This is a genomic window from Micromonospora xinjiangensis, assembly GCF_056150165.1.
The window spans coordinates 116,499-141,217 of the sequence record NZ_JAXCFO010000004.1; the positions used below are offsets into that span (position 1 = coordinate 116,499).

Annotated in this window: 17 protein-coding genes; 8 read left to right on the forward strand and 9 right to left on the reverse strand. The window is 72.0% G+C overall.

What is annotated here, in order from left to right; translation table 11 throughout:
* Positions 1 to 551: 551 nt before the first annotated feature.
* Entirely contained in the window at positions 552 to 1,433 is an 882-nt protein-coding gene (locus tag SM573_RS16060; RefSeq protein ID WP_474610189.1) for a GNAT family N-acetyltransferase, read from the reverse strand.
* 386 nt (positions 1,434 to 1,819) lie between these two features.
* On the opposite strand from SM573_RS16060, the gene SM573_RS16065 reads away from it, so the two are divergent.
* On the forward strand, positions 1,820 to 3,241 hold the full coding sequence (locus SM573_RS16065; RefSeq protein WP_474610188.1) for a M28 family metallopeptidase: 1,422 nt from the start codon (positions 1,820 to 1,822) through the stop codon (positions 3,239 to 3,241).
* A 52-nt stretch (positions 3,242 to 3,293) separates the two neighbouring features.
* Here the strand turns inward: SM573_RS16065 and SM573_RS16070 are convergent, their stop codons facing one another.
* Complete coding sequence (locus SM573_RS16070; RefSeq protein WP_474610187.1) at positions 3,294 to 3,992, reverse strand: SDR family oxidoreductase; 699 nt, start codon at positions 3,990 to 3,992, stop codon at positions 3,294 to 3,296.
* 56 nt (positions 3,993 to 4,048) lie between these two features.
* The gene (locus tag SM573_RS16075) at positions 4,049 to 4,534 is read right to left on the reverse strand and encodes a winged helix-turn-helix transcriptional regulator (protein WP_474610186.1); all 486 of its coding nucleotides are present in this window, start codon (positions 4,532 to 4,534) and stop codon (positions 4,049 to 4,051) included.
* 252 nt (positions 4,535 to 4,786) lie between these two features.
* Between SM573_RS16075 and htpG the strand changes: the two genes are divergently transcribed.
* The 7 genes from htpG (at position 4,787) to SM573_RS16110 (ending at position 18,343) form a co-directional block, all read left to right on the forward strand.
* Entirely contained in the window at positions 4,787 to 6,700 is a 1,914-nt protein-coding gene (gene htpG, locus SM573_RS16080) for a molecular chaperone HtpG (RefSeq protein ID WP_474610185.1), read from the forward strand.
* Between the two features lie 82 nt (positions 6,701 to 6,782).
* Positions 6,783 to 7,712, forward strand: a complete 930-nt coding sequence (locus SM573_RS16085) for a diacylglycerol/lipid kinase family protein (RefSeq protein ID WP_474610184.1) — start codon at positions 6,783 to 6,785, stop codon at positions 7,710 to 7,712.
* A 561-nt stretch (positions 7,713 to 8,273) separates the two neighbouring features.
* Positions 8,274 to 11,381 (forward strand): OmpL47-type beta-barrel domain-containing protein, encoded by a 3,108-nt coding sequence (locus SM573_RS16090; RefSeq protein WP_474610183.1) that lies wholly within the window; start codon positions 8,274 to 8,276, stop codon positions 11,379 to 11,381.
* Between the two features lie 14 nt (positions 11,382 to 11,395).
* Complete coding sequence (locus SM573_RS16095) at positions 11,396 to 12,352, forward strand: sugar phosphate isomerase/epimerase family protein (RefSeq protein WP_474616415.1); 957 nt, start codon at positions 11,396 to 11,398, stop codon at positions 12,350 to 12,352.
* The gene (locus SM573_RS16100; protein WP_474610181.1) at positions 12,349 to 13,524 is read left to right on the forward strand and encodes a multicopper oxidase domain-containing protein; all 1,176 of its coding nucleotides are present in this window, start codon (positions 12,349 to 12,351) and stop codon (positions 13,522 to 13,524) included. Before SM573_RS16095 ends, SM573_RS16100 begins: the two co-directional genes overlap by 4 nt.
* Positions 13,525 to 13,649: 125 nt before the next feature.
* Positions 13,650 to 17,693 (forward strand): ThuA domain-containing protein, encoded by a 4,044-nt coding sequence (locus tag SM573_RS16105; RefSeq protein ID WP_474610180.1) that lies wholly within the window; start codon positions 13,650 to 13,652, stop codon positions 17,691 to 17,693.
* Between the two features lie 83 nt (positions 17,694 to 17,776).
* Positions 17,777 to 18,343, forward strand: a complete 567-nt coding sequence (locus SM573_RS16110) for a hypothetical protein (RefSeq protein WP_474616416.1) — start codon at positions 17,777 to 17,779, stop codon at positions 18,341 to 18,343.
* Positions 18,344 to 18,385: 42 nt separating this feature from the next.
* On the opposite strand, the gene SM573_RS16115 is transcribed toward SM573_RS16110, so the two are convergent.
* The 6 genes from SM573_RS16115 to SM573_RS16140 are packed head-to-tail and all read right to left on the reverse strand — an operon-like array spanning position 18,386 to position 24,708.
* Positions 18,386 to 19,087, reverse strand: a complete 702-nt coding sequence (locus SM573_RS16115) for an N-acetylmannosamine-6-phosphate 2-epimerase (protein ID WP_474616417.1) — start codon at positions 19,085 to 19,087, stop codon at positions 18,386 to 18,388.
* 29 nt (positions 19,088 to 19,116) lie between these two features.
* A complete protein-coding gene (locus tag SM573_RS16120; RefSeq protein WP_474616418.1) occupies positions 19,117 to 20,019 on the reverse strand; it encodes an ROK family protein in 903 nt (300 codons plus the stop codon).
* On the reverse strand, positions 20,016 to 20,858 hold the full coding sequence (locus tag SM573_RS16125) for a carbohydrate ABC transporter permease (RefSeq protein ID WP_474610176.1): 843 nt from the start codon (positions 20,856 to 20,858) through the stop codon (positions 20,016 to 20,018). The genes SM573_RS16120 and SM573_RS16125 overlap by 4 nt, the downstream gene beginning before the upstream one ends.
* A complete protein-coding gene (locus tag SM573_RS16130; RefSeq protein WP_474616419.1) occupies positions 20,848 to 21,795 on the reverse strand; it encodes a carbohydrate ABC transporter permease in 948 nt (315 codons plus the stop codon). The genes SM573_RS16125 and SM573_RS16130 overlap by 11 nt, the downstream gene beginning before the upstream one ends.
* Positions 21,796 to 21,807: 12 nt before the next feature.
* Entirely contained in the window at positions 21,808 to 23,094 is a 1,287-nt protein-coding gene (locus SM573_RS16135) for an ABC transporter substrate-binding protein (RefSeq protein WP_474616420.1), read from the reverse strand.
* 18 nt (positions 23,095 to 23,112) lie between these two features.
* A complete protein-coding gene (locus SM573_RS16140; RefSeq protein ID WP_474610173.1) occupies positions 23,113 to 24,708 on the reverse strand; it encodes an FAD-dependent oxidoreductase in 1,596 nt (531 codons plus the stop codon).
* Between the last annotated feature and the right edge of the window lie 11 nt (positions 24,709 to 24,719).

Below are 24,719 nucleotides of genomic sequence, written 5' to 3' on the forward strand. Positions count from 1 at the left end.
CGGGCCGGCCGGTGATTCCGGCGCGGGGCCCGGCGTGATGCTGCCGGGGGGTGTCAACGAACCGGGGGTGGCGGTGATTCCCGGCGGCTCCGGGCCGGTGGCCGGAGGTCGCGCGGCTCGACCATGTTCAACGACCGGGGCCGGGCCGTGATTCCGCCCCGGCGGTGGCGCCGGCCACGGGACGGTCGGGCCCGAACCGGACAACCCGCCCAAACGCGCGCCTTCCCAGCCGGACATCCGGTCCGGTACCGGACGGTCCCCCGGGACGTGCCCCCGCCACCCGAACCCGACCCGGCTCGCTCCCTGCGGCGGCGAGGAGGTTCGGGGACCTGGGGCCGGCTCGGTCTGATGCCACGCGGCTGGGCGCAGCCACGCCCGAAGGTCACGGCCTGGCCCACGGGCGCGGCCTGCACCGATCGCGCGCCGGTCGGGGCGACCGGGATCGCCGCGCTCTCCCATGGTCGTGAACCGGAGACACCGCCCCAGGGCGATTTTCGAGGGCGTCGACGGGCCGGACGAGGTGATGTCAGGTCCGGCCCGTCCGTCGGTCGCTAGATGTCGAGCTGGTGCTGGTGGATCGTGTGTGTGGGTGTGTAGCCGAGACTGTCGTTGATCTGTCTCATATGCGTGTTGCTGTCGGCGGTGTCGGTCGCGAGGCCACCGAGGCCCGGATAGCGCAGGCGGACCTGTCGGATCGCCTCGGCCTTCATCCATCGGCCGAGGCCGCGTCCACGGTGCTCGGGCAGCACCCCGGTGCCGTAGTGCCGACCGTCACCTGTGCCGTCGCCGGGGACGACGAGTTCGGTGAACCCGGCGATCGAGCCGTCGGAGGCTTCGACGGCGGCGACGGTGTGCAACCGGTCGCCGCGCTGTTCGACAGCCTTCGCCACGGCCCGGACACGGTCCACGTCCCAGGACACGGTGCCGTGGTCGGTGTCGTCCATGGGCATGTCGTCCATGGCCCGGCGTGACGCGGCGAACGTCTCGGCGAGGCTGTCGGGGACGGTTCCCTGCCAGGACACCAGCCGGTAGCCCCGATGCGGCCGGTCGATGATCTCGGCGAGGGCGGTGGTGTCGACATCGGCCAGCGCCAGGCGGGCGAACCGCAGGGTGAGGACCCGGCGGAAACCGCGCGCCCGCAGGAAGTGGTCGCCGGGCGACCCGGCCCCGGCCTGCGCTACGACGCGGCGCCGGGCATCGTTCCGGGCGCCGGCCACGGCGGCGTCGAGGAGCCGGGAACCGACGTGCTTGCGTCGCTCGGCGGGATGGACGTGGAGGGCCAGTTCGGCCAGGTGCGCCTGTCCAGGGTCGGTGAACAGCCGCAGGAAGGCCGTCCCGACAGGGATGGAGTCGGCGTCGGACGCCAGCCATGCGAGACGCCGGCTGTGCGGCCCGTGCGCGGGGTCGGTCAGTGGGGTGATGCGAAGCGACAAGGTGTCTCCGTCGTCGGAAGGTGGCAAAGGTCGGTACGCGGGCTCACCTGCTGGGCACTCGTGCGCATGTGCTGCACACCTCCTCGTCGACAGCGCCGGTCCGCGACGACGCGGACGGCTGGGGGAATCTAGCTGGCCTGTCAGTTCCTCGGCAAAGGGTTAACGACCGGTGCCGAGCTTGTTAGCCGAGCACGCCGGTGTTCGCGGGCGGAGTGCCCCGTGGCCGGGGCAGCTCGACAGCGGCGGGGGAGGCGGGTCACCCGCACGACCGCCCCCGGCGGGTCTGTTGCCATCGGCGAACCGGTCGTGGTTCCAGACGATCGGCCATTGCCCTCAGACATCGACAAGTGTCACTGTCATATCCCCTCCTACCCCGAGGAGTCCCCATGAGAGGTAGTGCCTTGGTCGCGCGGACCGTGCTCGTCGGGTGTGCCGCGATCTCGATGACGTTGGCGGCCCAACCGGTCGTCGCGTCGTCGACCGCCCGCCCCCTCGTCGCGGCCCCGCTCGCCGCCCCCGACATTCCCGTCGCCAACGTGCAGGCGCACCTGGCCCAGTTCGGCAGCATCGCCAGCAGCAACGGCGGCAACCGGAGAGCCGGGTCCGCCGGCTACACCGCGTCCGTGGCGTACGTCAGGAGCCGGCTCCAGGCGGTCGGCTACACCGTCACCGAGCAGCGCTGCACCTCGTGCCGGTACCCGTCGAACAACCTGATCGCCGAGTGGCCGGGCGGCCCGGCCGACCAGGTGGTCATGTTCGGCGCCCACCTCGACGGCGTCTCCGCCGGACCGGGCATCAACGACAACGCCTCCGGCTCGGCGGTGCTGCTGGAGAACGCGCTGGTGCTCGCCGCCCAGAACCCGACGATGACCAAGCGGGTGCGGTTCGCCTGGTGGACCGACGAGGAGCAGGGGCTCAACGGCTCGCGCTTCTACGTCAACTCGCTGAGCGCCACCCAGCGCGGCTACATCAAGGGGTACTACAACTTCGACATGGTCGGCTCGACCAACGGCGGTTACTTCATCAACCGGATTACCTCGACGACGGCGGCGCCGCTGAAGGCGTACTGGGACTCGCTGGGGTTGCAGCCGGAGGAGAACGTCGAGGGGCAGGGCCGCTCCGACGACTACCCGTTCCAGCAGGCCGGCATCCCCACCTCGGGCTACGCGGCCGGTGCGAGCGCTCGCAAGACCAGTGCGCAGGCCGCCAAGTGGGGCGGCACGGCCAACGCGGCGTACGACCCGTGCTACCACCGGTCCTGCGACACGACGGCCAACATCAGCGCGACGGTGCTCAACCGGGCGGCGGACGGCGTCGCGTACGCCCTGTGGCAGCTGGCGGTCGGTGGTAGCTGCCCGGGCGGGCAGCTGATCGCTAACGGCGGTTTCGAGAACGGCAGCAGCCCGTGGACCGCCACCTCCGGAGTGATCACCAGCGCCACCGGCCAACCGGCCCGGACGGGCAGCTGGAAGGCGTGGCTGGGCGGGCACGGGGGTACCCGCACGGACACCCTGTCGCAGACGGTCACCCTGCCGGCCGGCTGCGCCGGCTCGACCCTGTCGTTCTGGCTGCACATAGACACCGCCGAGACCACGACGTCCACGGCCTACGACCGGCTCACCGTGCGGCTGGGCGGTGCCACGCTCGCCACCTGGTCCAACCTCCATGCCGCGGCCGGCTACGTCCAGCGCACCCTCGCCGTCGGGGCGTACGCCGGTCAGACGCTCGCCCTGACGTTCACCGGCACGGAGGACGCGTCGCTGCAGACGAGCTTCGTGGTCGACGACGTGACGCTCCAGGCGGGCTGAGCGGCGTGAGCGGGCGCGGCGAGTCCGCGCCCGCTCACGGGTGACCGTGTGGTCAGCGCAGCTGCGGGTAGAGCGCGGCGACCCCGCCGGCGAGCCCGGCCTGGACCTGCCGGCTGACCTCGTCGGCGACGATCTCGTACGCGTCCGCCTCGATCGCGTCGATCGCGATCCGGGCGATGTCGGCCGGGTCGGACTTGGCGTCGGTGACGTGCGCCGTCATGTCGGTGTCCATGTAACCGACGTGCAGGCCGGCCACGCGGATGTTCCGCTCGGCGAGCTGCAGTCGCAGGGCGTTGGTCATCGCCCACTGGGCGGCCTTGGCCGCGCCGTACGCGCCGCTGCGGGCGAAGGTGAACCACGAGAGCACGGAGTGCACGTTCAGGATCGAGCCGCCGCCGTTGGCGGCGATGACCGGCGCGAACGCCCGCACCATCGACAGCGTGCCGAAGTAGTGCGTGTTCATCTCGAGGTGGATGCGGTCGAGGTCGCCCTCGAGCAGGTCGGTGCCGGTGTCCACGCCGGCGTTGTTGATCAGCAGGTTCACGTCCTGGGCCAGCGCGGCGGCCGCCGCCACGGAGGCGGGGTCGGTGATGTCGAGCCGCACCGGAGTGACGCCGGGCAGGTCGACGGTCTCGGGGTTGCGCGCGGCGGCGTAGACGGTGGCGCCGCGGGCGGTCAGCTCGGCGGCGAGGCTTCGACCGAAGCCGCGGTTGGCGCCCGTGACGAGGGCGGTGCTTCCGGCGATCTTCATGTGTGCGCTCCTGGTGCTCGGTGAGGAGTCCGGGCGACGGGCGTCGCCCGGCGAGGTCATTCGGTGCCGGTGCGGCGTAGGCCGGGGCCGGGGAGCACGTCGACGCCTTCCGGCTCGACGTCGTGCCCGGCGGCGCAGCGGAGCACGGCGCGCACCTCGGCGCCGCAGTCGTGGTGCGCGACCCGGATCGACGGCCCGGCGTCGTCGGCCGCCCACGCGTCGCCCCACTGGCGCAGCGCGAAGAGGACGGGCAGCAGTTGGGCGCCCTTGTCGGTGAGGACGTACTCGTCCCGGGTGCGCTGCCCGGGCTCGCGGTAGGGGCGCCGCTCCAGCAGCCCGTCGCCGACGAGCTGCTTCAGCCGGGCCGCCGCGACCGGCTCGCTGATGCCCACCCGGGCGGCGAAGTCGTCGAAGCGGCGGGTGCCGAGGGAAGCCTCGCGCAGCAGCAGGAGCGTCGAGCGGTTGCCGACCACGTCGAGCGCCCGGGCGATCGAGCAGTTGGTCGTGAGCCAGGCGTCCCGGTTGGCGAGCAGATCCGTCATGCCGGCCACGTTACCGAGGCTGACTTAGGTATTGCAAAGTCAGCCATGTCACGGGACCGGCCGGCGGAACCGGGAATACGGGCCGGGAATACGCCGCCCGCCGCCTCGATGCCGCCCCGCCCGCCGATCCCACGGCACACCCGACTGTCGCCCGCGCGGCGCGGTCCGCCGGCGCGGACGCCCGCCCGAGGGGCCGGCGTGACGGCTCGTATCCTGTGCGCGAACCCCCACGTGAGGCAGAAGGGAGACGGTGTGGGCAACCAGGTCGAGACGTTGGAGTTCCAGGCCGAGGCGCGTCAGCTGCTCCAGCTGATGGTCCACTCGATCTACTCGAACAAGGACGTCTTCCTCCGCGAGCTGATCTCGAACGCCTCGGACGCGCTGGACAAGCTGCGCCTGGCCGCCCTGGTCGACAAGGACCTCGAGGTCGACACCTCCGACCTGCACATCGAGATCGAGGTCGACCGGGACGCGCGCACCCTGACCGTCCGCGACAACGGCATCGGGATGACCCGCGACGAGGTCGTCTCGGTGATCGGCACCATCGCGAAGTCGGGCACCGCCGAGCTGCTGCGTACGCTGCGGGAGTCGGCCGACTCCGCGGCCTCGCAGGAGCTGATCGGGCAGTTCGGCGTGGGCTTCTACGCCGCGTTCATGGTCGCCGACCGGGTGGAGCTGCTGACGCGCAAGGCCGGCGAGCCGGGCGGCACCCGCTGGTCGTCGACCGGCGAGGGCACCTTCTCGGTCGAGTCGGTCGACACCGCCCCGCAGGGCACGGCGGTCACCCTGCACCTGAAGCCGGCCGACACCGAGGACAGCCTGCACGACTACACCGCCGAGTGGACGATCCGCGAGATCGTCAAGCGCTACTCCGACTTCATCGCCTGGCCGATCCGGATGACGGTGGAGCGCCCGGGCGAGGGCGGGGCGACCACCCGCGAGGTGCAGACGCTCAACTCGATGAAGGCGCTCTGGGCCCGTCCGCGCGACGAGGTCGACCAGGCCGAGTACCACGAGTTCTACAAGCACGTCGCGCACGACTGGGCCGATCCGCTGGAGATCGTGCACATGCGGGGTGAGGGCACCTTCGAGTACGAGGCGCTGCTGTTCATCCCGGCCCACGCGCCCCTGGACCTCTTCGCCCCGCAGGGCCGTCGCGGCGTCCAGCTCTACGTCAAGCGGGTGTTCATCATGGACGACTGCGAGGCGTTGATGCCGGGCTACCTGCGCTTCGTCAAGGGCGTCGTGGACGCGCACGACCTGTCGCTGAACATCTCGCGGGAGATCCTCCAGCAGGACCGCCAGATCCAGGTGGTCCGGCGGCGCCTGGTCAAGAAGATCCTCGCCACGGTGAAGGACCTGAAGACCAACCACGCCGAGCGGTACCGGACGTTCTGGTCCGAGTTCGGCGCGGTGGTCAAGGAGGGCCTGATCGACGACGCCGAGAACCGGGAGACCCTCCTGGAGCTGGTGAGCGCCGCCTCGACCCACGACGCGGCCGAGCTCACCGACCTGCGGGGTTACGTCGAGCGGATGAGGGACGGCCAGAGCGAGATCTGGTACGCGACCGGCGAGTCCCGGGCCATGCTGGAGAACTCGCCGCACATGGAGGCGTTCCGTGCCCGCGGGCTGGAGGTGCTGCTGCTCACCGACCCGGTCGACGAGGTGTGGGTGGAGCGCGTCGGCGAGTACGACGGCCGGCCGCTGCGCTCGATCGCCAAGGGCCAGGTCGACCTGGACACCGACGAGGAGCGCGAGGAGGCCGAGGCCGAGCGGGAGCGGCAGCGCAGGGACTACGCCGAGCTGCTGACCTGGATGGGCGAGGCCCTGACCGACAGCGTGAAGGAGGTCCGCCTGTCGTCCCGCCTGACCACCTCGCCGGCCTGCGTCGTCGGCGACGCGCACGACCTCACCCCGACGCTGGAGAAGATGTACCGGGCGATGGGGCACGAGGTGCCGTCGGTCAAGCGCATCCTCGAACTCAACCCGGGTCACCCGCTCGTCGCCGGGCTGCGCAAGGCCCACGAGCAGGGCGGCGACCAGGCCGAGCTGCGGGACACCGCGGAGCTGCTGTACGGGATGGCGCTGCTCGCCGAGGGCGGCGAGCTGGCCGACCCGTCCCGTTTCACCCGGATCCTCGCCGATCGGCTCACCCGTACCCTCTGACACCGCGCCCGGACGGCCGGTGGGGCCCGACCCCACCGGCCGTAGGCGTGGGACGTCGGCCGGCGGGGTACCAACGGCGGCCATGAGCACCAGCGCCGCGCCCACCGAGCCCGCGGCCGCCGACCGGCTGGGGACGGTCGCGGTCGTCGCCCACCGCCGCAAGAGCCTCGGCGGGGGCCTCGACGAGCTGCGCGCGACCCTCGCGGGCGCTGGTGTCGAGGACCTGCTCTGGTACGAGGTGCCGAAGAGCCGCAAGGCGCCGAAGAAGGTGCGCAAGGCGGTGCGGAAGGGCGCTGAGCTGATCTTCGTGTGGGGCGGGGACGGCATGGTGCAGCGGTGTGCGGACGCGCTGGCCGGCTCGGGGACCGCGATGGCCGTCCTGCCCGCCGGCACGGCGAACCTCTTCGCCGCGAATCTCGGCGTCCCGGAGGACCTGGCCGAGGCGGTGCGGATCGGTCTGCACGGCCGGCGTCGCCGGCTCGACCTGGGCCGGCTCAACGGTGAGCACTTCGCGGTGATGGCCGGCGCCGGGTTCGACGGCGACCTGATCCGGGAGGCGGACCGGAACCTCAAGGGCCGGCTCGGGCGGTTGGCGTACGTCTGGACCGGTCTGCGGCACGTGCGGGGCGAACTCGTCCGGACCCGGATCCGCGTCGACGGCGTCACCTGGTTCGACGGCGAGGCGAGCTGCGTGCTCTTCGGCAACGTCGGCACGATCACGGGCGGCATTCCCGCCTTCGACGACGCCCGTCCGGACGACGGCTACCTGGAGGTCGGTGTGTCGACGGCCGACGGGGCGATCGACTGGGCCCGTACGCTCGGCCGGATGGTCGCCGGTCGCTCGGCCGAGTCGCCGTTCGTGCGGATCACTCGGGGCCGGAAGGTGAAGGTCCGTCTCGCCGAGCCGCGGACGTACGAGCTGGACGGCGGGGCGCGTGGTGCGGTCCGCAAGCTGACGGTCCGCTCGGTGCCCGGTGCGCTCACCGTGTGCTGCCCCGACTCCACGGTCTGACAGGCGTCCGCGAGCGTCCTCACGATCCCTCCACACCGGACTTTCCGGTCGGCCTGAGCTGCGCCTTCGCGCCGACGGCACGCGACTTTCGTTTGTCCGGAGAAAAGTACCGGTGGGGTCGACGAAAGGTCTGGACAGGCATAGACCAACTTAGTAGGGTCGGGAACCATCGATATGTTTCATCGAGATGAACCGGCGGCGCGGTTGGTCTCGATGGACGACCCCGGTGGCGCAACTGGTCCGGCGTCACCGACCCGACGAGGGATGGCGCCCCCACATCCCGCTGTCGGCGACGCCTCGCCCGCTTCGAGGCGCCACCACCAACCCCGCAGCTCCGACGTTGACACCTGCCCGACGAGGCGGGCGATCCGGCTCGCCCGCTGACCTCGACGGGCTCCATCCGCGAAGGACGACCGTGGCCCCGCCACGGCCGGAGATCCCGCGCGGCCTGGGAGGGGCCGCTCGGTCGCCGCTCGGCGGCACATCTCGATGTGAGGTGGCCTGACATCGGTGGGGACCTGCCCTGCCGGTGCGCGCCTCGGACCTGGGAGAGAGGCATTCATGAACGGGTACTCACCCCCCGGCCGGCTCCGGAGATCGATCGCTGCCGTGGCGACGGCCGCCCTCATGTGGGTGGCCGCCGGCTCGGTGGCGGCGCCCGCGAGCGCGCGCCCGGTCGATCCGGAACGGTCGACCGCGGCCGCCGCCGCGACGCAGCCGCGCCAGACGCAGGCCCAGGTGCTCACCTGGACCGCGGGCAACGACATCCTCGCCTACCGCTCGGCGCCGACGACCGCGGTCGCCGGCCCGACCACGATCGTCTTCGAGAACAGCGCCGCGACCGGTAACACCACCGGGATGCAGCACACCCTGACCTTCGACACCGGCAACCCGGCGTACAACAACGACGTCAACGTGAACATCCTGGCCGACCCGAACGACGCCAACGGCGGCCGGTGGAGCGTCGACGTCGTGCTGTCCCCGGGCACGTACCGGTACTTCTGCGCGATCCCCGGCCACGGCACGATGACCGGCCTGCTGGAGGTGTCGCCCGGAGGCTCGGACACCACGGCGCCGACCGTGTCGGCCGAGGTGACCGGCGAGCGGGACGACAACGGCGCGTACGTGGGCAGCGCCACGGTGACGCTGTCGGCGACCGACGACGACTCGGGGGTCGACAAGGTCGAGTACTCGCTCGACGGCGGCCCGTACGGCGTCTACTCGGCGCCGGTGACGGTGAACGAGCCGGGCGCGCACACGGTGAGCTACCGGGCGACGGACAACGCGGGCAACACCTCGGCGGTGCAGTCGGTGTCGTTCACGGTGGCGCAGCCGACGCCGGACGACACGACCGCGCCGACCGCCTCGGCGTCGGTGACGGGTCAGCAGAACCCCGAGGGCGCGTACGTGGGCAACGCCACGGTGACGCTGTCGGCCACCGACACGGAGTCGGGGGTGGACCGGATCGAGTACTCGCTCGACGGGGGCGAATACGCGCTCTACTCCGCGCCCGTCAGCGTCAACACCGCGGGCGACCACACGGTGACGTACCGGGCGACCGACAAGGCGGGCAACACCTCGGCACCGCAGTCGGTGTCGTTCACGGTCGTGCCGCCCTCGTCCGACGACACCACGGCGCCGACCGTGGCGGCCGAGGTCACCGGGGAGCGGGACGGCGACGGCGCGTACGTCGACGGGGCGACCGTGACGCTGTCGGCCACGGACAGCGGCTCCGGCGTCGACACGATCGAGTACTCGCTCGACGGCGGCGCGTACGCCGTCTACTCCGCCCCGCTGCTGGTCGACCAGCCGGGCGCGCACACGGTGAGCTACCGGGCGACGGACAACGCGGGCAACACCTCGGCGGTGCAGTCGGTGTCGTTCACGGTGGCGCAGCCGACGCCGGACGACACGACCGCGCCGACCGCCTCGGCGTCGGTGACGGGTCAGCAGAACCCCGAGGGCGCGTACGTGGGCAACGCCACGGTGACGCTGTCGGCCACCGACACGGAGTCGGGGGTGGACCGGATCGAGTACTCGCTCGACGGGGCCGCCTACGCCGTCTACTCCGCCCCGGTGAGCGTGAACGCCCTGGGCCAGCACACGCTGTCGTACCGGGCGACCGACAAGGCCGGTAACACCTCGGCCGTGCAGTCGGTGTCGTTCACCGTCGTCGCGACGCCGCCGCAGGACACCACCGCGCCGACCACCTCGGCCGTGCTGCACGGCCAGAAGAACGCCGACGGGGCGTTCGTCGGCAGCGCCACGGTCGTGGTGACGGCCTCGGACAGCGGCTCCGGCGTGGACCGGATCGAGTACTCGCTCGACGGCGCCGCGTACGCCCTCTACTCCGCGCCGGTCACGGTGAACCAGCCGGGCGCGCACACGGTCGCCTACCGGGCCACCGACAAGGCGGGCAACACGGCGGCGGTGAAGACCGTGTCGTTCACGGTGGCGCCGACGCCGTCGGACGACACCACCCCGCCCACGGTGACCGCGTCGGTCAGCGGCCAGGTCGACGGCGAGGGCGCCTACCTGGGTAGCGCCACCGTGACCCTGTTCGCCTCGGACACCGGCACCGGCGTCGACCGGATCGAGTACGCCCTCGACGGCGCCGAGTACACCCGCTACGCCCGCCCGCTCACCGTCGACGAGCCCGGTGACCACACGCTCAGCTTCCGGGCCACCGACAAGGCCGGCAACACCTCCGGCACCGGGTCGTTCACCTTCACCGTGATCGCCAGCGGGTCGGGCGTGAACTGCCGCGTGCCCGACACCCGGCCCACCGTCTGGTTCGGCACCCTGGACAGCGGCGTGCCCAACCGGACCGTCGAGGGTGAGTGCACCATCAACAACCTCTTCGACGGCCGGCGGACCTGGCTCAACCACGCCGAGTTCGTCAACCACGTCAAGGTGGTCGGCGACCACCTGGTCGACCTGGAGGTGCTGACCCGCAAGGAGCGCAACGCCCTGGTCGACGCGGCCCGTCGCTCCCCGGTGGGCAAGCCGGAGGGCAAGGCCGGATACCAGCCGCTGCTGGACTCCACGGCGGCGTCGTTCCGGCAGTGGGAGCACGTCGGCGGGGGCGGCTTCGTCCGCAACGCCGACGGGTCGATCACCAGTCGGGCCGTGGCGGGCATGGGCATGCTCTGGTTCCCGAACCAGGCGTACGGGGACTTCTCCTTGAAGCTGCAGTGGCGTGACGACGCCCCCGGCGACGGCCGCGCCAACAGCGGTGTCTTCGTCCGCTTCCCGAACGTCCACCAGCACCCGGAGGAGTCGCGGCCGGAGTGGGTGGCCATCAAGTACGGCCACGAGCTGCAGATCTTCGACAACGCGGCGGGCGACCGGTACAAGAGCGGCTCGGTGTACGGCTTCGACGAGATCGACCTGTCCGGGGCGCAGGTCACCCCGAAGGGCACCTGGAACGACTACGAGATCCGGGTGGTCGGTCAGCACTGGTCGATCTTCCGCAACGGTGAGCTGATCAACGAGTACCTGAACCCGGCGGACGCCGTGTTCGACCCGCCCCGGTCCGACGACCCGGGTGGGGCCGGGCGGCAGAGCGCCACGGGCTACATCGGCCTGCAGAACCACGGCGCCGGCGACGTCATCAGCTTCCGTGACGTCCGCATCGCCCCGCTGACGCCGGCCTCGTCCGGCTCCTGAGCGAAGGGAACACCATGGCAAAGCAGAGAATCGACCGGCGCGCGCTGCTGCGCGGTCTCGCCGGCACCACGGTGGCGGTGGGCGCCGCCAGCCTCGCCGGGGCGCTGCCCGCCGAGGCGGGCAAGGGCCGGCTGATCCCCCAGGGGCGCATCGGCATCCAGCTCTACAGCGTTCGAGACAAGATCAACGAGTTCGGGTTCGCGTACGTCTTCGACGAGCTGTCCCGGATGGGTTACCGGGAGGTCGAGTTCGCCGGCTACACCCAGGGCGACGTCGGCACGATCACCCCGCAGCAGATCCGCCGGCTGCTCGACGTCAACGGGCTCAAGGCGGCCGGCAGCCACCGGGGGCTGGGCGACTTCCGCGCGAACCTGGAGCAGGAGCTGGACATCGCCGAGACGCTCGGCATGCCGTGCCTCGGCACCGCCCAGGCGCCCACCGGCGACCGCACCATCAGCGGGTACCAGCGGGCGGCCGAGGAGTTCAACACCTGGGGCGCCGCCGCGGCCGCCCGGGGCATCAAGCTCTACCAGCACAACCACACCATCGAGTTCGCGTTCGCGACCGACCGGCCGGACGTCCGGCTGTACGACCTGTTCCTGGAGCTGACCGACCCGCGGTACGTGTTCCTGGAGATGGACATCCTGTGGGCGTACGGCGGCGCCCGCAAGTACCCGGGCTTCCGGCCGGTGGACTACGTCAACGCCCACCCGGACCGGTACCCGATGTTCCACGTCAAGGACGGCGTCCCGCTGCCCGACCCGCAGCAGGGCAACTCCTACCTCGACGTGGAGTTCGGCGCCGGGGTCATCCCGTTCACCGAGTTCTTCGGTGAGCTGAAGCACCGGGGCCGGTTCGAGTACCTGTGGGAGCAGGACAGCGCGCCCGGCGCCCAGCCCAACCCGCCCGGCTCGCTCGGCGCCGCCGCCCGCAGCTACCGCCGCATGCGCAACCTGAGGGGGACCAAATGACGTCGTCCGCGTGGCGGCTGACCGAGGGTGACGCCGCCCCGGAACCGGGGGCGGAGGGGGTCGCCCGCTCCGGCTCCACCACCCGCCGGATGCTCGTGGTGGCCGCGGTCGTGGTGCTGACGCTCCTCGGCGCGGGCGGGTTCGCGGTCGCCGGCAACGCCACCGCCCTGCTCGCGGAGCGGCCCGACGGCTGCGACCAGCCGGACCGCAGCATCAAGCTGTACGCGGTGGAGCTTCCCCGCGACGGCAACCAGATCCGGCTCGGCTACGGCCTCACGCCGGAGACGGCCTCCTACCCGGGCCCGACCATGGAGATGACCGAGGGGGAGTGCCTCGCCATCACCCTGTACAACCAGGTGCCGGCCGCGACCCTGGAGCAGCTGCGCACCGACCCGACCCACCCGCTGGGGGTCTCGCTGCACGTGCACGGGGTGAAGTACACCCAGCTCTCCGACGGCACCGCGCAGAGCTACTCGTACGTTCCGCCGGGCCAGTCGCGCACCTACACCTGGTACGCGAAGAAGCGCGACCGCACCACCGGCACCCCGGGCACGGCCGGCTACTGGTGGTACCACGACCACGTGGTGGGCGGCCCGCACGGCACCCAGGGCCTGGGCGCCGGCCTCTTCGGCGGCCTGGTCGTACGGCGGCCGGGAGACGTGCGGCCGGACCGGACCTACACCACCGTCTTCGGCGACCTGCAGAGCATCAACCTGCGCCGGGGCGCGGCCATCGACACCTGCGACCGGGAGAACCCGCAGCCCGGCCCCACCTGCCTCGTGGCGAAGAAGGGGGAGCGGGTCGAGTTCATCGTCGTCGGCATCGGCAACGACATGCACACCTTCCACGTGCACGGCCACTCCTGGGCGGACACCCGCACCGGGACGGTGAGCGGCACCAACGCCGAGGTCGACCAGGTGCAGATCATCGACAACAAGACGCTCGGGCCGGGCGACTCGTTCGGCGTCCAGATCATCGCCGGTGACTCCGTCGGCCCGGGCCACTGGATGCTGCACTGCCACATGCAGTTCCACTCCGACCTCGGCATGTCCACGACCCTCCACGTCCTCGACGAGAACGGGCAGATGCCGCCCGGCGGGCACGACCACGCCGCCGCCAAGGGCGCCACGGCGGGTCAGCCGGCGGTCGCCGGAGCCCACCAGCACAACTGACGCCGGTGTCGCCCCCGGGCGGCACCGGCGACGGGGGAACGGTGGCCGCGGATCCACCTCCAGCGGCCACCGCCCCCGCCCGACCCTCGTCATCCCAGGTCCGTTCACCCTGAGAAGGAGTCGAGATGGCTCACCGACGCCATTCCCGGATCTCCCCATGGTTCAGGCGGTTCCGGTCCGACCCGACCGCAACCCGCCCCGACCCCCTACCCCCCGTTCCACGCCGCACCGGGGCGCCCCGCCGGCTCGGCGCCCTGGCCGCCGGCGCCCTGCTCGCGATCGGCACGCTGACCGTGCCGGCCCGGGCCGCGGCGCCCAACCCCGCCCCCGCCGCCGACGCCGCCGTGCGGGTGCTCGTCTTCCACGGCCCGGCCGAACAGCAGGACGACCCGGTCGCCGGGGCCGCCACGGCCATCAAGAAGCTCGGCAGGCAGAACGGCTTCACCGTCGACGTCTCCGCCGACCCGACCGTGTTCACCTACGCCAACCTGGCCCGCTACCGCGGCGTCGTGTTCCTGTCCGCCAACGGCGTCACCCTCGACGACGCCCAGGAGGCGGCCTTCCAGGCGTACGTCAAGGGCGGCGGCGGCTTCGTCGGTGTCCACGACGCGGCCCGGGCCCAGCCGGACTCCTCCTGGTTCACCGGACTCATCGGCACCCGCCCGGCGGCCGGCCTGCCGAACGCCGAGCGGCCCGTCTCGGCCACCGCGAGCGGCGAGAACCCGCCGAACGAGACCGCGGCGCACGCGATCGACGGCTCGACCGGCACCAAGTGGCTCACCCGTACGCCCACCGGCTGGCTGGCGGCGAAGCTCGCGCAGCCGGTCGTCGTGAGCCGCTACGCGCTCACCTCGGCCAACGACTTCCCCGGCCGGGACCCGAAGAACTGGACCCTGCAGGGCTCCCAGGACGGCACCAACTGGACCGACCTGGACACCCGCACCGACGAGACGTTCCCGCAGCGGTTCCTCACCAAGCAGTACAGCTTCACCAACACCACGGCCTACCAGCACTACCGGCTCAACGTCACGGCCAACAGCGGCGAGCCGTTGACCCAGTTGGCCGAGCTGTGGCTGATCGGCCCGGACGCCGGCCCGCCGCCGGACGCCACCGTGCAGCAGGCCGTCGTGGACCTGACCGACCGGCAGCACCCGGCCAACAAGGGCCTGCCGCTGACGTGGACCCGCTCCGACCAGTGGATCAACTGGGACCCCAGCCCCACCGGCCGGGTCCACACCGTCGCCCAGGTCGAGGAGGGCACGTACAACCCGGGCCTGAGCGGCAACGGCGCCTTCCACCCGATCTCGTGGTGCCAGGACTACGACGGGGGCCGTTCGTTCTACACCGGCATGGGCCGCACCGCGGACAGCTGGACCACCGACACCCAGTTCCAGAAGCACCTGACCGGGGCCATCAAGTGGGCCGCCGGCATGGTACGCGGTGACTGCCAGGCGACCGTCGCCTCGAACTACCGCATCGACCGGCTGACCGCGACCAACCAGGCGGGCCAGCTCGACCAGATCGGTGAGCCGCACGGCCTCACGATCGCCGAGGACGGAACGGTCTTCTACATCGGCAAGGCCGCCTGCGCGACCGGGCCGATCCCGGACTGGAACGACCCGAACGTGGGTCTCGGGTGCGGCACCATCCACCAGTGGAACCCGAGGACCAGCCAGGTCAAGCTGCTGACCACCCTGCCCGTGATGGGCAACCGGGGCAGCGGCAGCGAGCTGGTCAAGAACGAGGAGGGTCTGGTCGGCATCACGCTGGACCCGAAGTTCGCCGAGAACGGCTGGATCTACGTCTACTGGATGCCGCACGAGTCGATCGACCGTGACCGCCGCATCGGCAAGCGGACCATCTCCCGGTTCACCTACGACCGGGCGCAGCAGACCATCGACCAGGGCACCCGCAAGGACCTGCTGAGCTGGGACACGCAGATCCACAGCTGCTGCCACGCCGGTGGCGGCATGACCTTCGACGAGTCCGGCAACCTCTACATCGGCACCGGTGACAGCAACTCCTCCGGTGGCTCGGACGGCTACTCGGGCAACAACTGGACGCAGGACTACAAGGGCGTCTCGTTCCAGGACGCCCGGCGCACCTCCGGCAACACCAACGACCTCAACGGCAAGATCCTGCGCATCCACCCGGAGCCCGACGGCACCTACACGATCCCGCCGGGCAACCTCTTCACCGGCGAGGAGGAGGGCGGCGGCAAGACCCGCCCGGAGATCTACGTGATGGGCGTGCGCAACATCGCCCGCATCGCCTGGGACCCGGTCAACGACTGGCTGACCGCCGCGTGGGTCGGCCCGGACGCCGGCGCCCCGAACCCGGAGCTCGGCCCGGCGAAGTACGAGACGGCGACCATCATCACCTCAGCCGGCAACCAGGGGTGGCCGTACTGCATGGGCAACCGGCAGCCGTACCGGGACCGCAGCAACACCGACGCGAGCGTGCTCACGGGCTGGTACGACTGCGACAACCTGCGCAACGAGTCGCCGCGCAACACGGGTCTGGTCAACATCCCGCCGGCCCGGGACAACATGATCTGGTACTCGCCGCAGGGTGGCGGTCCGGTCTTCCCGAAGCGCACCGACGGAAGCGGCCTGCCGACCTACAAGGTCGGTGACGAGACCTTCACCCAGCCGTACCTCAAGGGTGGCGGCCAGGCCATCATGGACGGCCCGACCTACCAGCGGGAGAACGTCGACACCACCAGCGGTGTCGCCTGGCCGGAGTACTGGGACAACAAGTGGTTCATCGGTGACCAGTCCAACGCCAACAACCGGATCGCGGTGACCGTCGACCCGAAGACGGTCGCCACCGCCGGCAAGCCGGCGTTCGCCGAGGACCTGCGGGCCATCATCCGCTCGGGCAACGGCGGCAACCAGCTCCAGTCCTGGATGGACGCGAAGTTCGGCCCCGACGGCGCGCTCTACATGCTCGACTACGCCGGCGGGTTCTTCAGCCTCCACCCGAACCAGAAGCTGATCCGGATCGCCTACACCGGCGGGCCGGCCACGCCGAACCCGGCCGACGCCGGCGCGCGGGCCGTGGTGCAGAGCGACCCGACGCTGGTGCAGTTCTCCAGCGCCCGGGCCGGCGGCGTGGCGTGGGAGTGGAACTTCGGTGACGGCAGCGCGCCGTCGACCGAGGCCAACCCCACCCACCGGTACGCCGACTACGGCTCCTACTCGGTCACCCTCAGGGTGAGGTACGCCAACGGCGAGGTGGCGACCACCGTCCTGACGGTGAGCGTCGGCTGCGTGGCACCCGACACCCGCTCCACCGTGCGAATGCTCGACACCGACACGTACGTGACGAACTACGCGGTGGGCGGCGGTTGCACCGTCAACGACCTCATCGACGACGAGCGTGACTGGGGCAACCACACCCAGTTCGTGCGGCACGTCGAGGACGTGGTGGCGCAGCTGCTGGCCGACGGCGAGATCGACAAGCAGGACGCGAACCGGCTCAACCGGGCGGCCCGCCAGTCGGACGTCGGCAACAGCCCCGGCTACCGGCCGATCTTCGACGGGACCGCGCAGTCCCTCGTCGACTGGCGGCAGGCGCCCAGCGGCTCGTTCGGGCTGCGCGGCGACGGCTCGATCCGCAGCTCCGGCGGTCTGGGCATGCTCTGGTACGCCGGCAAGGAGTTCGCGGACTTCTCCATCCGGCTGAAGTTCCGGGACGTCTCCTCCGGCAGCACGTACGCCAACGGTGGAGTCTTCACCCGGTTCCCGGACCCGCGGACGCCGGTCGACCAGCGGCCCGAGTGCGGGCGGGTCGGCTCCGCCGCCGGCTCACAGGCGTGGGTGGCGATCTACTGCGGTCACGAGATCCAGATCTACGACGGGCCGACCGGTGAGCCGCAGAAGACCGGTTCGGTCTACAACTTCGACCCGGTGGGGCTGGACCAGGCCCGGGTGACCCCGAAGGGCCAGTGGAACGAGTACGAGGTCCGGGTGGTCGGGCAGCACTACACGATCATCCGCAACGGCGTGGTGATCAACGAGTTCGACAACACGCCGGGCAAGAACTCGTCCCGCGCGGGCGACCCGCCCACGGATCTGCGGCAGTTCCTCAGCGGGTTCGTGGGTCTGCAGAACCACGGCACCAACGACCTGATCGAGATCCGTGACGTGAGGGTCCGCGAGCTGTAACCACCGCGTGCCGGGCACGGAGGACCCACCCTCCGTGCCCGGCACTGCCGTGTCCGCCGCGGGTCCGGCCCGCCGGTCAGGCCTTGCGGGGCGTACGCCGGTTGCCGAAGTTCTCCATGGTGGTCGCCTTCTTCGCCGGCGCCCGGGTGGCGGACGTGGTGCGGGTGCGCGCCGAGGCCGTCGTGGCGGCCTTCTTCGCCGCCGCGCGCGCGGCCGTGGCCTTCTTCGGGGGCGCGTTCTTGGCGGCGGCCGCCTTCGCCGTCGGCCTGCGGGTCGGTGTGGCGGTGGTGGCCGAGGTGTCCTTCTTCCGCGCGACCCGGGCCGTGGTCGCCGTGGGTTTCTCCCCGGGAGACTTCGCCGCGCTCGCGCCCGTCGCGCGCTTCGTGGCCGTGGCGACCTTCTTCGCGGCCGCCTTCCGGTTCATCGGCGCCTTCTTCGCGCCGGTGGCCTTCCGGGCCCCGGTCGGGCGGCTGCCCGGCGGGACGGCACTCCTGCCTGCGGTCATCGTCGCTCCTCCTCAGGTCCGCCCGGACGGCATCGCCGGACGCCGGGCGCGGCGGGTCCCGTCGGCCGCCCCGGTCCGCCGCGTCTTCCCGCGACTCCCGACGGCAAACACGCAGTTCGAGCGCTTCGAGAAGCTGACCGGCTGAGGGGCCGTGCGGTGCGCCCGCGCAGACCTCCGGCCGGTGGCGTCACGCCCGGGCGGGCCCGCCCGCCCGCGCGAGGGCCGACACCAGCCGGCGGGTGAGCCACAGCGGGGAGGTGATCGCGTTGCCGACCACGACGGTGTGGGCGCCGGCCGCGAAGGCGCGTCCGATCTGCTCCGCTTCGCGGTAGCGGCCCTCGGCGAACACCGGGACGGACACCGCGCCGACCAGCCGGCGGAGCAGGTCCAGGTCCGGGCCGTCGGTGGCCGGGCTCGCCGCCGTGTAGCCCGACAACGTGGTGGCGACCGCGTCCGCCCCGGCGGCGACGGCCGCGACACCCTCCGCCACCGTCGAGACGTCGGCCAGGACGAGGGCGTCGGTCCGGTCCCGCAGCGCGCGGACGGTGTCGGCGAAGGTACGCCCGTCCGGCCGGGGCCGGTCGGTGGCGTCCACGGCCACGATCGGCGCCCCGGCGAGCGCGACCTCGACCGCGTGCTCGGCCGTCGGCGTGATGAAGACGTCGGCGGCGCCGTGCTTGTACAGGCCGATCACCGGCACGTCGACCTCGGCGCGGACGGCCCGGACGTCGGCGGGACCGTTGGCCCGGATTCCCACCGCGCCGCCGCGGACCACGGCGGCGGCCACGCGGGCCTGCACGTACGGGTCGCGCATCGGGTCGCCCGGGTCGTCGGGCAGCGGCTGGCAGGACACCACCAGTCCGCCCGCCAGGTCGTCGAGCACGCTCACGGGTTCGCTCCTCCTCGTCGGCGTCGATGTCACGGTCGTCCCTCCAGCGCCAGCCGGGCCGCGCCGACGGCCACGGCGTCCGCGCCGAGAGCGGCGGCCCGCAGGGGCACGTCGGCCCACGCCGGGGGCAGCTCGTCGGCGTACGCGGCCGTCGCGGCGGGCAGCAGGGTCTCGGCGGCCCCACCGGCCAGCAGCACGACGGCCGGGTCGAGCAGGGCCGCCAGCCCGGCGAGGGCCCGGCCGAGCGCTGCCCCGGCCCGCTCGACCACCGCGCGCGCGGCCGGGTCACCGGCGGCGGCCCGTTCGGCCACGGCCCGCCCGCTGGCCCGCTCACCGGTCTCCCGGGCGTACGCGGCGGCCAGCCCGGTGCCCGAGACCAGCCCTTCGAGGTGCCCGTGCCGGCCGCAGCCGCAGCGCAGCCGCTCGGCGCCCGGCGCGGGGAGGTGGCCGAGCGCGCCGGCGGCGCCCCGCGCCCCGGCGTCGATCCGGCCGCCCCGGACCAGCGCCCCGCCCAGCCCCGTGCCGACCGCGACCAGCAGCAGGTCGCGCCCGGCCCGGCCGGCGCCGGCCCAGCTCTCGCCGAGCGCGGCGGCGTGCACGTCGTTGGCGACCCGGACCGGCCGGCCGAGCCGCCGGGCCAGCGCGGCGGCGACCGGGGTGCCCGTCCATTCGGGAAGCGTGTCGGTCGCGTACCGGATGGCGCCGGTCGCCGGGTCGACGGTGCCCGCCGTGCCCACCCCGACCGGCCCGTCGCCGGCGGCGGGCAGCAGCTGTGCGGCCAGCCGCGCGGCGGTGTCCAGCACCGCCTCCGGGCCGGACCGGGCGGGGGTCGGCGCGAGCCGCCGGTCGTGCACGACGCCGTCCGGGTCGACCAGGGCAGCCGCCGTCTTGGTGCCCCCGATGTCCAGGCCGACCACCGCCGGACCGCTCATCCCTTGAGGCCGGTGTGCGCCAGGCCCTCGACGAACTGCTTCTGGGCGAGCACGAACACCACCAGCACCGGCAGCGCGGTCATCGAGGCCGCGGCCAGCTGCACGTTCCACATCGGTCCGCCGTAGGCGTCGACGAACTGGGTGAGCGCCTGGGGCAGGGTGAACTTCTCCGGTGAGGAGAGGAACACGATCGGCTCCAGGTAGAGGTTCCAGCTGTGCAGGAAGGTGAAGATGGCCACCGCGCCCAGCGCGGGCCGGGACAGCGGCAGGGCGATCCGCCGGAACGTGGCGAAGCGACCGAGCCCGTCGACCCGCGCGGCCTCCTCCAGCTCACCGGGGAGGCTGATGAAGAACTGCCGCATGATGAACGTCGCCAGCACGCTCGGCGCGCCCAGGATCGGCACCAGGACCAGCGGCCAGTGGGTGTCGATCAGGCCGAGCTTGAAGAACATCTGGAACAGCGGCACGATCGTGACCTCGCTCGGGATGAGCAGGCCGGTGAGGACGACCAGGAAGAGCACGTTCTGGCCGCGGAACCGGATCCGGGCGAAGGCGTACCCGGACAGCGCGGACACCGCGAGCGTGCCGACGGTGACCACCAGGGCGATGTAGAGGCTGTTCAGGTACTGCCGGCCGAACGGCTGCAGCTCGAACACCCGCTGGTACGCCTCCAGCTGCGGGTGCACGGGCAGCAGCTGCGGCGGGAAGGCGAAGATGTCCGCCACCGGCTTCAGCGACGAGGTGACCATCCACCAGGTCGGGAAGACGAACGGGATCGCCAGCACCAGCAGCACTCCGTAGAGCACCAGCTTGGTCCGGGGCGACAGGTCACGACTCATGGAAGACCCATCTCTTGCGCATCTGCCACTGCAGCACGGTGAGCGCGAGCACGATGCCGAACAGCAGGATCGACAGGGTCGCGCCGTAGCCGAAGTGATGGAACTGGAACGCCTGCTGGTACAGGTAGTAGACGAGCACGGTGGTGGAGCTGCCCGGCCCGCCCTGGGTGAGCACCGCGATCTGCGCGAAGACCTGCAACGAGCCGACCACGGTGATGATCGAGGTGAGCAGGATCGTCGGGCTGATCAGCGGCACGGTGATCCGCCAGAACTGCCGCATCCGGCTGGCGCCGTCGACCTCGGCCGCCTCGTACAGCTCGGCGGGGACACCTTGCAACGCGGCCAGGAACAGCACCATGTTGAGGCCCACGTTCTTGAAGACCTGCACCACGATCACCGAGAGCATGGCGGTGCCCTCGCCGCGCAGCCAGTTCGGCCCGTCCACGCCGATGGTGTCGAGCAGGCCGTTGACGCCGCCGTTGTCCTGCAACAGGAAGCCCCACACGATGGTCCAGGCCACCAGCGAGACGACCACGGGGGAGAAGAAGACGGTGCGGAAGACGATGCTGCCGCGCAGCCGCTGGTTGAGCAGGACGGCCAGCAGCAGCGCCAGGCTCAGGTTGAGCACCACCAGGCCCACGGAGAAGAGCCCGGTGGCCCGCAGCACCGACCCGAGGTTCGGGTCGTCGGCCAGCGCCGTGTAGTTGTCGGCCCCCACGAAGTCGAACGTGCCGGCCAGCACGTTCCACTCGTGCAGGCTGTACCACACGACCAGCACCAGCGGCAGGAAGACGAAGAGCAGGCTGCCGAGCAGCTGGGGTGCGATGAACAGGTAGCCGGCGAGGTGGTCGCGGCGGCGGCTGGTCCACCACGGCCGGGCCCCGGCCGGGGTGGGCGGGGCCTGCGCCCCGCCCACCCGGATGTCCGTCTGGGACATGGTCCTGCTTCCCTACTTCGCCAGCATCGGCTGGATCTTGGCGCAGACGCCCTCCAGGACGGCCTTCACGTCCGCGTCCGCCTTCCACAGCGGGTCCAGGCCGGCGCGCACCTGCTGGCTCAGCTCGGCCTGCCCGGCGTGGTTGGGCTTCACCACGCCCGAGGTGATGCCGTCGATGACGACCTTCTGCAGCTGCTCCGGCTTGAGCTTCGGGTTGGTCTTCGCCAGCGTCTCCGCGGTGAGCTGGGACTGCCGCGGCGGCGGGAAGAACTGGGCGAGCTTCGCCGAGTTGGTGGGGTTGCTGAGGAACGCCAGGAAGTCGGCCGCCTCCTCGGCGTGCGGGCTCTTCTTCAGCACCCCGATGCCGGCCTGGCCGACCACCGCGTAGGTGCCTTTCGGGCCGGCCGGCAGCGGCACCAGGTCCCAGGCGAAGCCGTCGTCCTTCAGCAACGAGGCGCGGGAGATCTGGGTGATCGTCATGGCCGCGTCCCCGGCGAAGAAGTCGGCCGTGGTGCCCGGGCCGGGCAGGGCCTTGTCGGTGAAGATCGCCTTGTGCAGGGCGGTCATCGCGTCGACCATCTCCGGGGCGGCGAAGCCGCAGGACTTCCCGTCCTCGCTCCACGCCCGGGCTCCCCAGCCGGTCCAGAAGGTGGAGAGGTTGTCCCAGCCCTTGTAGTCGAAGTCGCGGATGACCAGGCCCGCCTTCCCGGTCGCCCGCTGCGTGGCGCCGGCGGCGGCGAGGGCGGCGTCCCAGGTCCACTGGCCCGCGGCGATCAGCTCGGCGGGCGTCTTCTGCCCGGCCTCCTTCAGCAGGTCGGTGTTGACGAACACGCCGAACGGCGAGGTGGAGAACGGGTACGCGTAGAGCTTGCCGCCGTCCTGCCACAGCTTGAGGGTCGCGGGGGAGAGGTCGTCGTACTCGTAGCCCTCGGCCTTCTTCAGGGTGTCGTCCAGCGGCAGCAGGGCACCGGAGGCGACGAAGTCGGGGGCCGAGTTCTCAAAGATCCAGGCCAGGTCGGGGGCGTTGCCGCCGGCGATCTGGGTGGTCAAGGTGGTGGTGTAGTTCTCGAACGGCAGCGGGTCGAAGGTGATGGTGCTGACGTCCGGGTGGTTCTTGCGGTACTCGTCGGCGATCTCGTTGAGCAGCTTCAGGTGCGCCTCGTTGGCCGACCAGACCGTCATCCGGAGGCTGGCCGGCCCGTCGCCGCCCTCGTCGCCGCCACCGCAGGCGGAGAGCGCGAGCACGCCGGCCAGCGCCGCGGCGGCGACCCGCAGGACCTTTCCTGGTTTCACAGTCATCTCCTCATCGGGGGTTTCTCAGTAGCCCGCGATCGTCGGCCAGCGCAGCTCCACGCCGGCCGACGCGATGCGGTCCTGGAACTCGGCCAGCAGACGGGGGGTGCCGCGGACCGCGCGCGGGGACTCGCCCCGCGCCAGGCAGAAGTCGGCGAGCAGGCCGGCGACCTCGCCGACGTTCCACTCGACCGGGTGCAGCCGGTAGCTGCCGTTGGTGACGTGTGTGGTGCCGATGTTCTTGCCGGCGGGCAGCAGGTTCTCCACCCGCTGCGGGATGAGCGCGCCGAGCGGGATCTCGAACGGGCAGGAGCCCACGTCGATGTAGTTGTCGCCGCCCGTGGACGGGTGCAGGTCGATGCGGTACATGCCCACGCCCACCGAGTCCGGGTACCGCACCGCGCCGTGCTCGCCGCGGACGGCCAGCGAGAGGTCCTGCTCCACGACCGTGTACTCGGCGCGGATGCGGCGCGACTCGCGGATGTACGGCGCCTGGGCCAGCCCGTCCGCGCTGCCGGTCACGTCGCCGCGCAGCCGCAGGCCGGGGAAGCCGGTGCCGCCGTCGGGCCGGGGCGCCTCGGTCTGCAGCCAGTACAGGACCGACAGGGACAGCTCGCGCGCCTTGGCCAGGTGCCAGGACGCGTTCGGCACGTCGATGACCGGCCCCTCGAAGTAGTCGATCATCGGCCAGTTGACCAGCGTGATGTCGCTGCCGTACGCCCCGTTGGTGAAGTTGCGCCGGGCCGCGATGCGTCGGAACGTCCACAGGTTGCCGTCGCCCGGGTTGAGCCGCTGGTCGGCGTTGACCTCCAGGGGGTCGTCGTCCGGGTTGGGGGTGAAGCTGCGCTCGACGATCTCCAGCGTGCGCGGGTGCGGGGAACGCCAGGAGAGCAGCCGGTCGCCCCAGAAGTCCGGCTTGTAGTCGCGCCAGAAGTCGTACGCGGCGGGACGGTCGATGGTGTGGTCGCCGTCGACGTGGTCGATGGCGAAGCAGACCGACACGGCCTGCATGTTGAGCGGCTGCGCCTCGGCCGGGGCGCTGGGCTCGCCGGTCTGCGCCTGCGACTCGAAGCCGGTGACGTACTCGGTGCCGGAGAGCGGCAGCAGCTCGCCGGTCTCGGTCGCGTCGAGCACGTACGGGGCGGAGAGCTCGATCCGCTCGTCGCGGTCGCGGTGGGCCACGGTCACCCCGACGACGCGGTCCCCGTCGGTCTCCACGGCGACCGGCCGGTACGGCTGGAGGACGGTGAGCCGGCCCGCGCCCCGGTACGGGGCGAGCATGCCCTCCAGGACGGCGACGGCCACCCGGGGCTCGTGGCAGAGCCGGCTGACCCAGCCGGCGCCGGGGTTGAGGTCGGTCCAGGCGCGGGAGCGTTCGGTGAGCGGGTAGTGCCGGCGGTAGTAGTCCCGGATGCCGTTGCGCAGCGCCCGGTAGCTCGCGGTGGCGCCGAACTGCTCGATCCAGGAGTGCTCGTCCGGCGGGACGGCCTGGCTGGTGAGCTGCCCACCGAGCCAGTCGAACTCCTCGGTCAGGATGACCGACCGGCCGGCGCGGGCTGCCGCGAGGGCCGCCGCGACCCCGCCCAACCCGCCACCGACGACGAGGACGTCCGCACGCATCTGTACCACTT

Bases quoted from the DNA above. Each gene is read 5' to 3' on its own strand.
- SM573_RS16090 (WP_474610183.1), top strand. From the start codon at position 8,274: ATGAACGGGTACTCACCCCCCGGCCGGCTCCGGAGATCGATCGCTGCC.
- SM573_RS16105 (WP_474610180.1), top strand. From the start codon at position 13,650: ATGGCTCACCGACGCCATTCCCGGATCTCCCCATGGTTCAGGCGGTTC.
- SM573_RS16070 (WP_474610187.1), bottom strand. From the start codon at position 3,992: ATGAAGATCGCCGGAAGCACCGCCCTCGTCACGGGCGCCAACCGCGGC.
- SM573_RS16100 (WP_474610181.1), top strand. From the start codon at position 12,349: ATGACGTCGTCCGCGTGGCGGCTGACCGAGGGTGACGCCGCCCCGGAA.
- SM573_RS16065 (WP_474610188.1), top strand. From the start codon at position 1,820: ATGAGAGGTAGTGCCTTGGTCGCGCGGACCGTGCTCGTCGGGTGTGCC.
- SM573_RS16075 (WP_474610186.1), bottom strand. From the start codon at position 4,534: ATGACGGATCTGCTCGCCAACCGGGACGCCTGGCTCACGACCAACTGC.
- SM573_RS16085 (WP_474610184.1), top strand. From the start codon at position 6,783: ATGAGCACCAGCGCCGCGCCCACCGAGCCCGCGGCCGCCGACCGGCTG.
- SM573_RS16095 (WP_474616415.1), top strand. From the start codon at position 11,396: ATGGCAAAGCAGAGAATCGACCGGCGCGCGCTGCTGCGCGGTCTCGCC.
- SM573_RS16130 (WP_474616419.1), bottom strand. From the start codon at position 21,795: ATGTCCCAGACGGACATCCGGGTGGGCGGGGCGCAGGCCCCGCCCACC.
- SM573_RS16140 (WP_474610173.1), bottom strand. From the start codon at position 24,708: ATGCGTGCGGACGTCCTCGTCGTCGGTGGCGGGTTGGGCGGGGTCGCG.
- SM573_RS16120 (WP_474616418.1), bottom strand. From the start codon at position 20,019: ATGAGCGGTCCGGCGGTGGTCGGCCTGGACATCGGGGGCACCAAGACG.
- SM573_RS16125 (WP_474610176.1), bottom strand. From the start codon at position 20,858: ATGAGTCGTGACCTGTCGCCCCGGACCAAGCTGGTGCTCTACGGAGTG.
- SM573_RS16135 (WP_474616420.1), bottom strand. From the start codon at position 23,094: ATGACTGTGAAACCAGGAAAGGTCCTGCGGGTCGCCGCCGCGGCGCTG.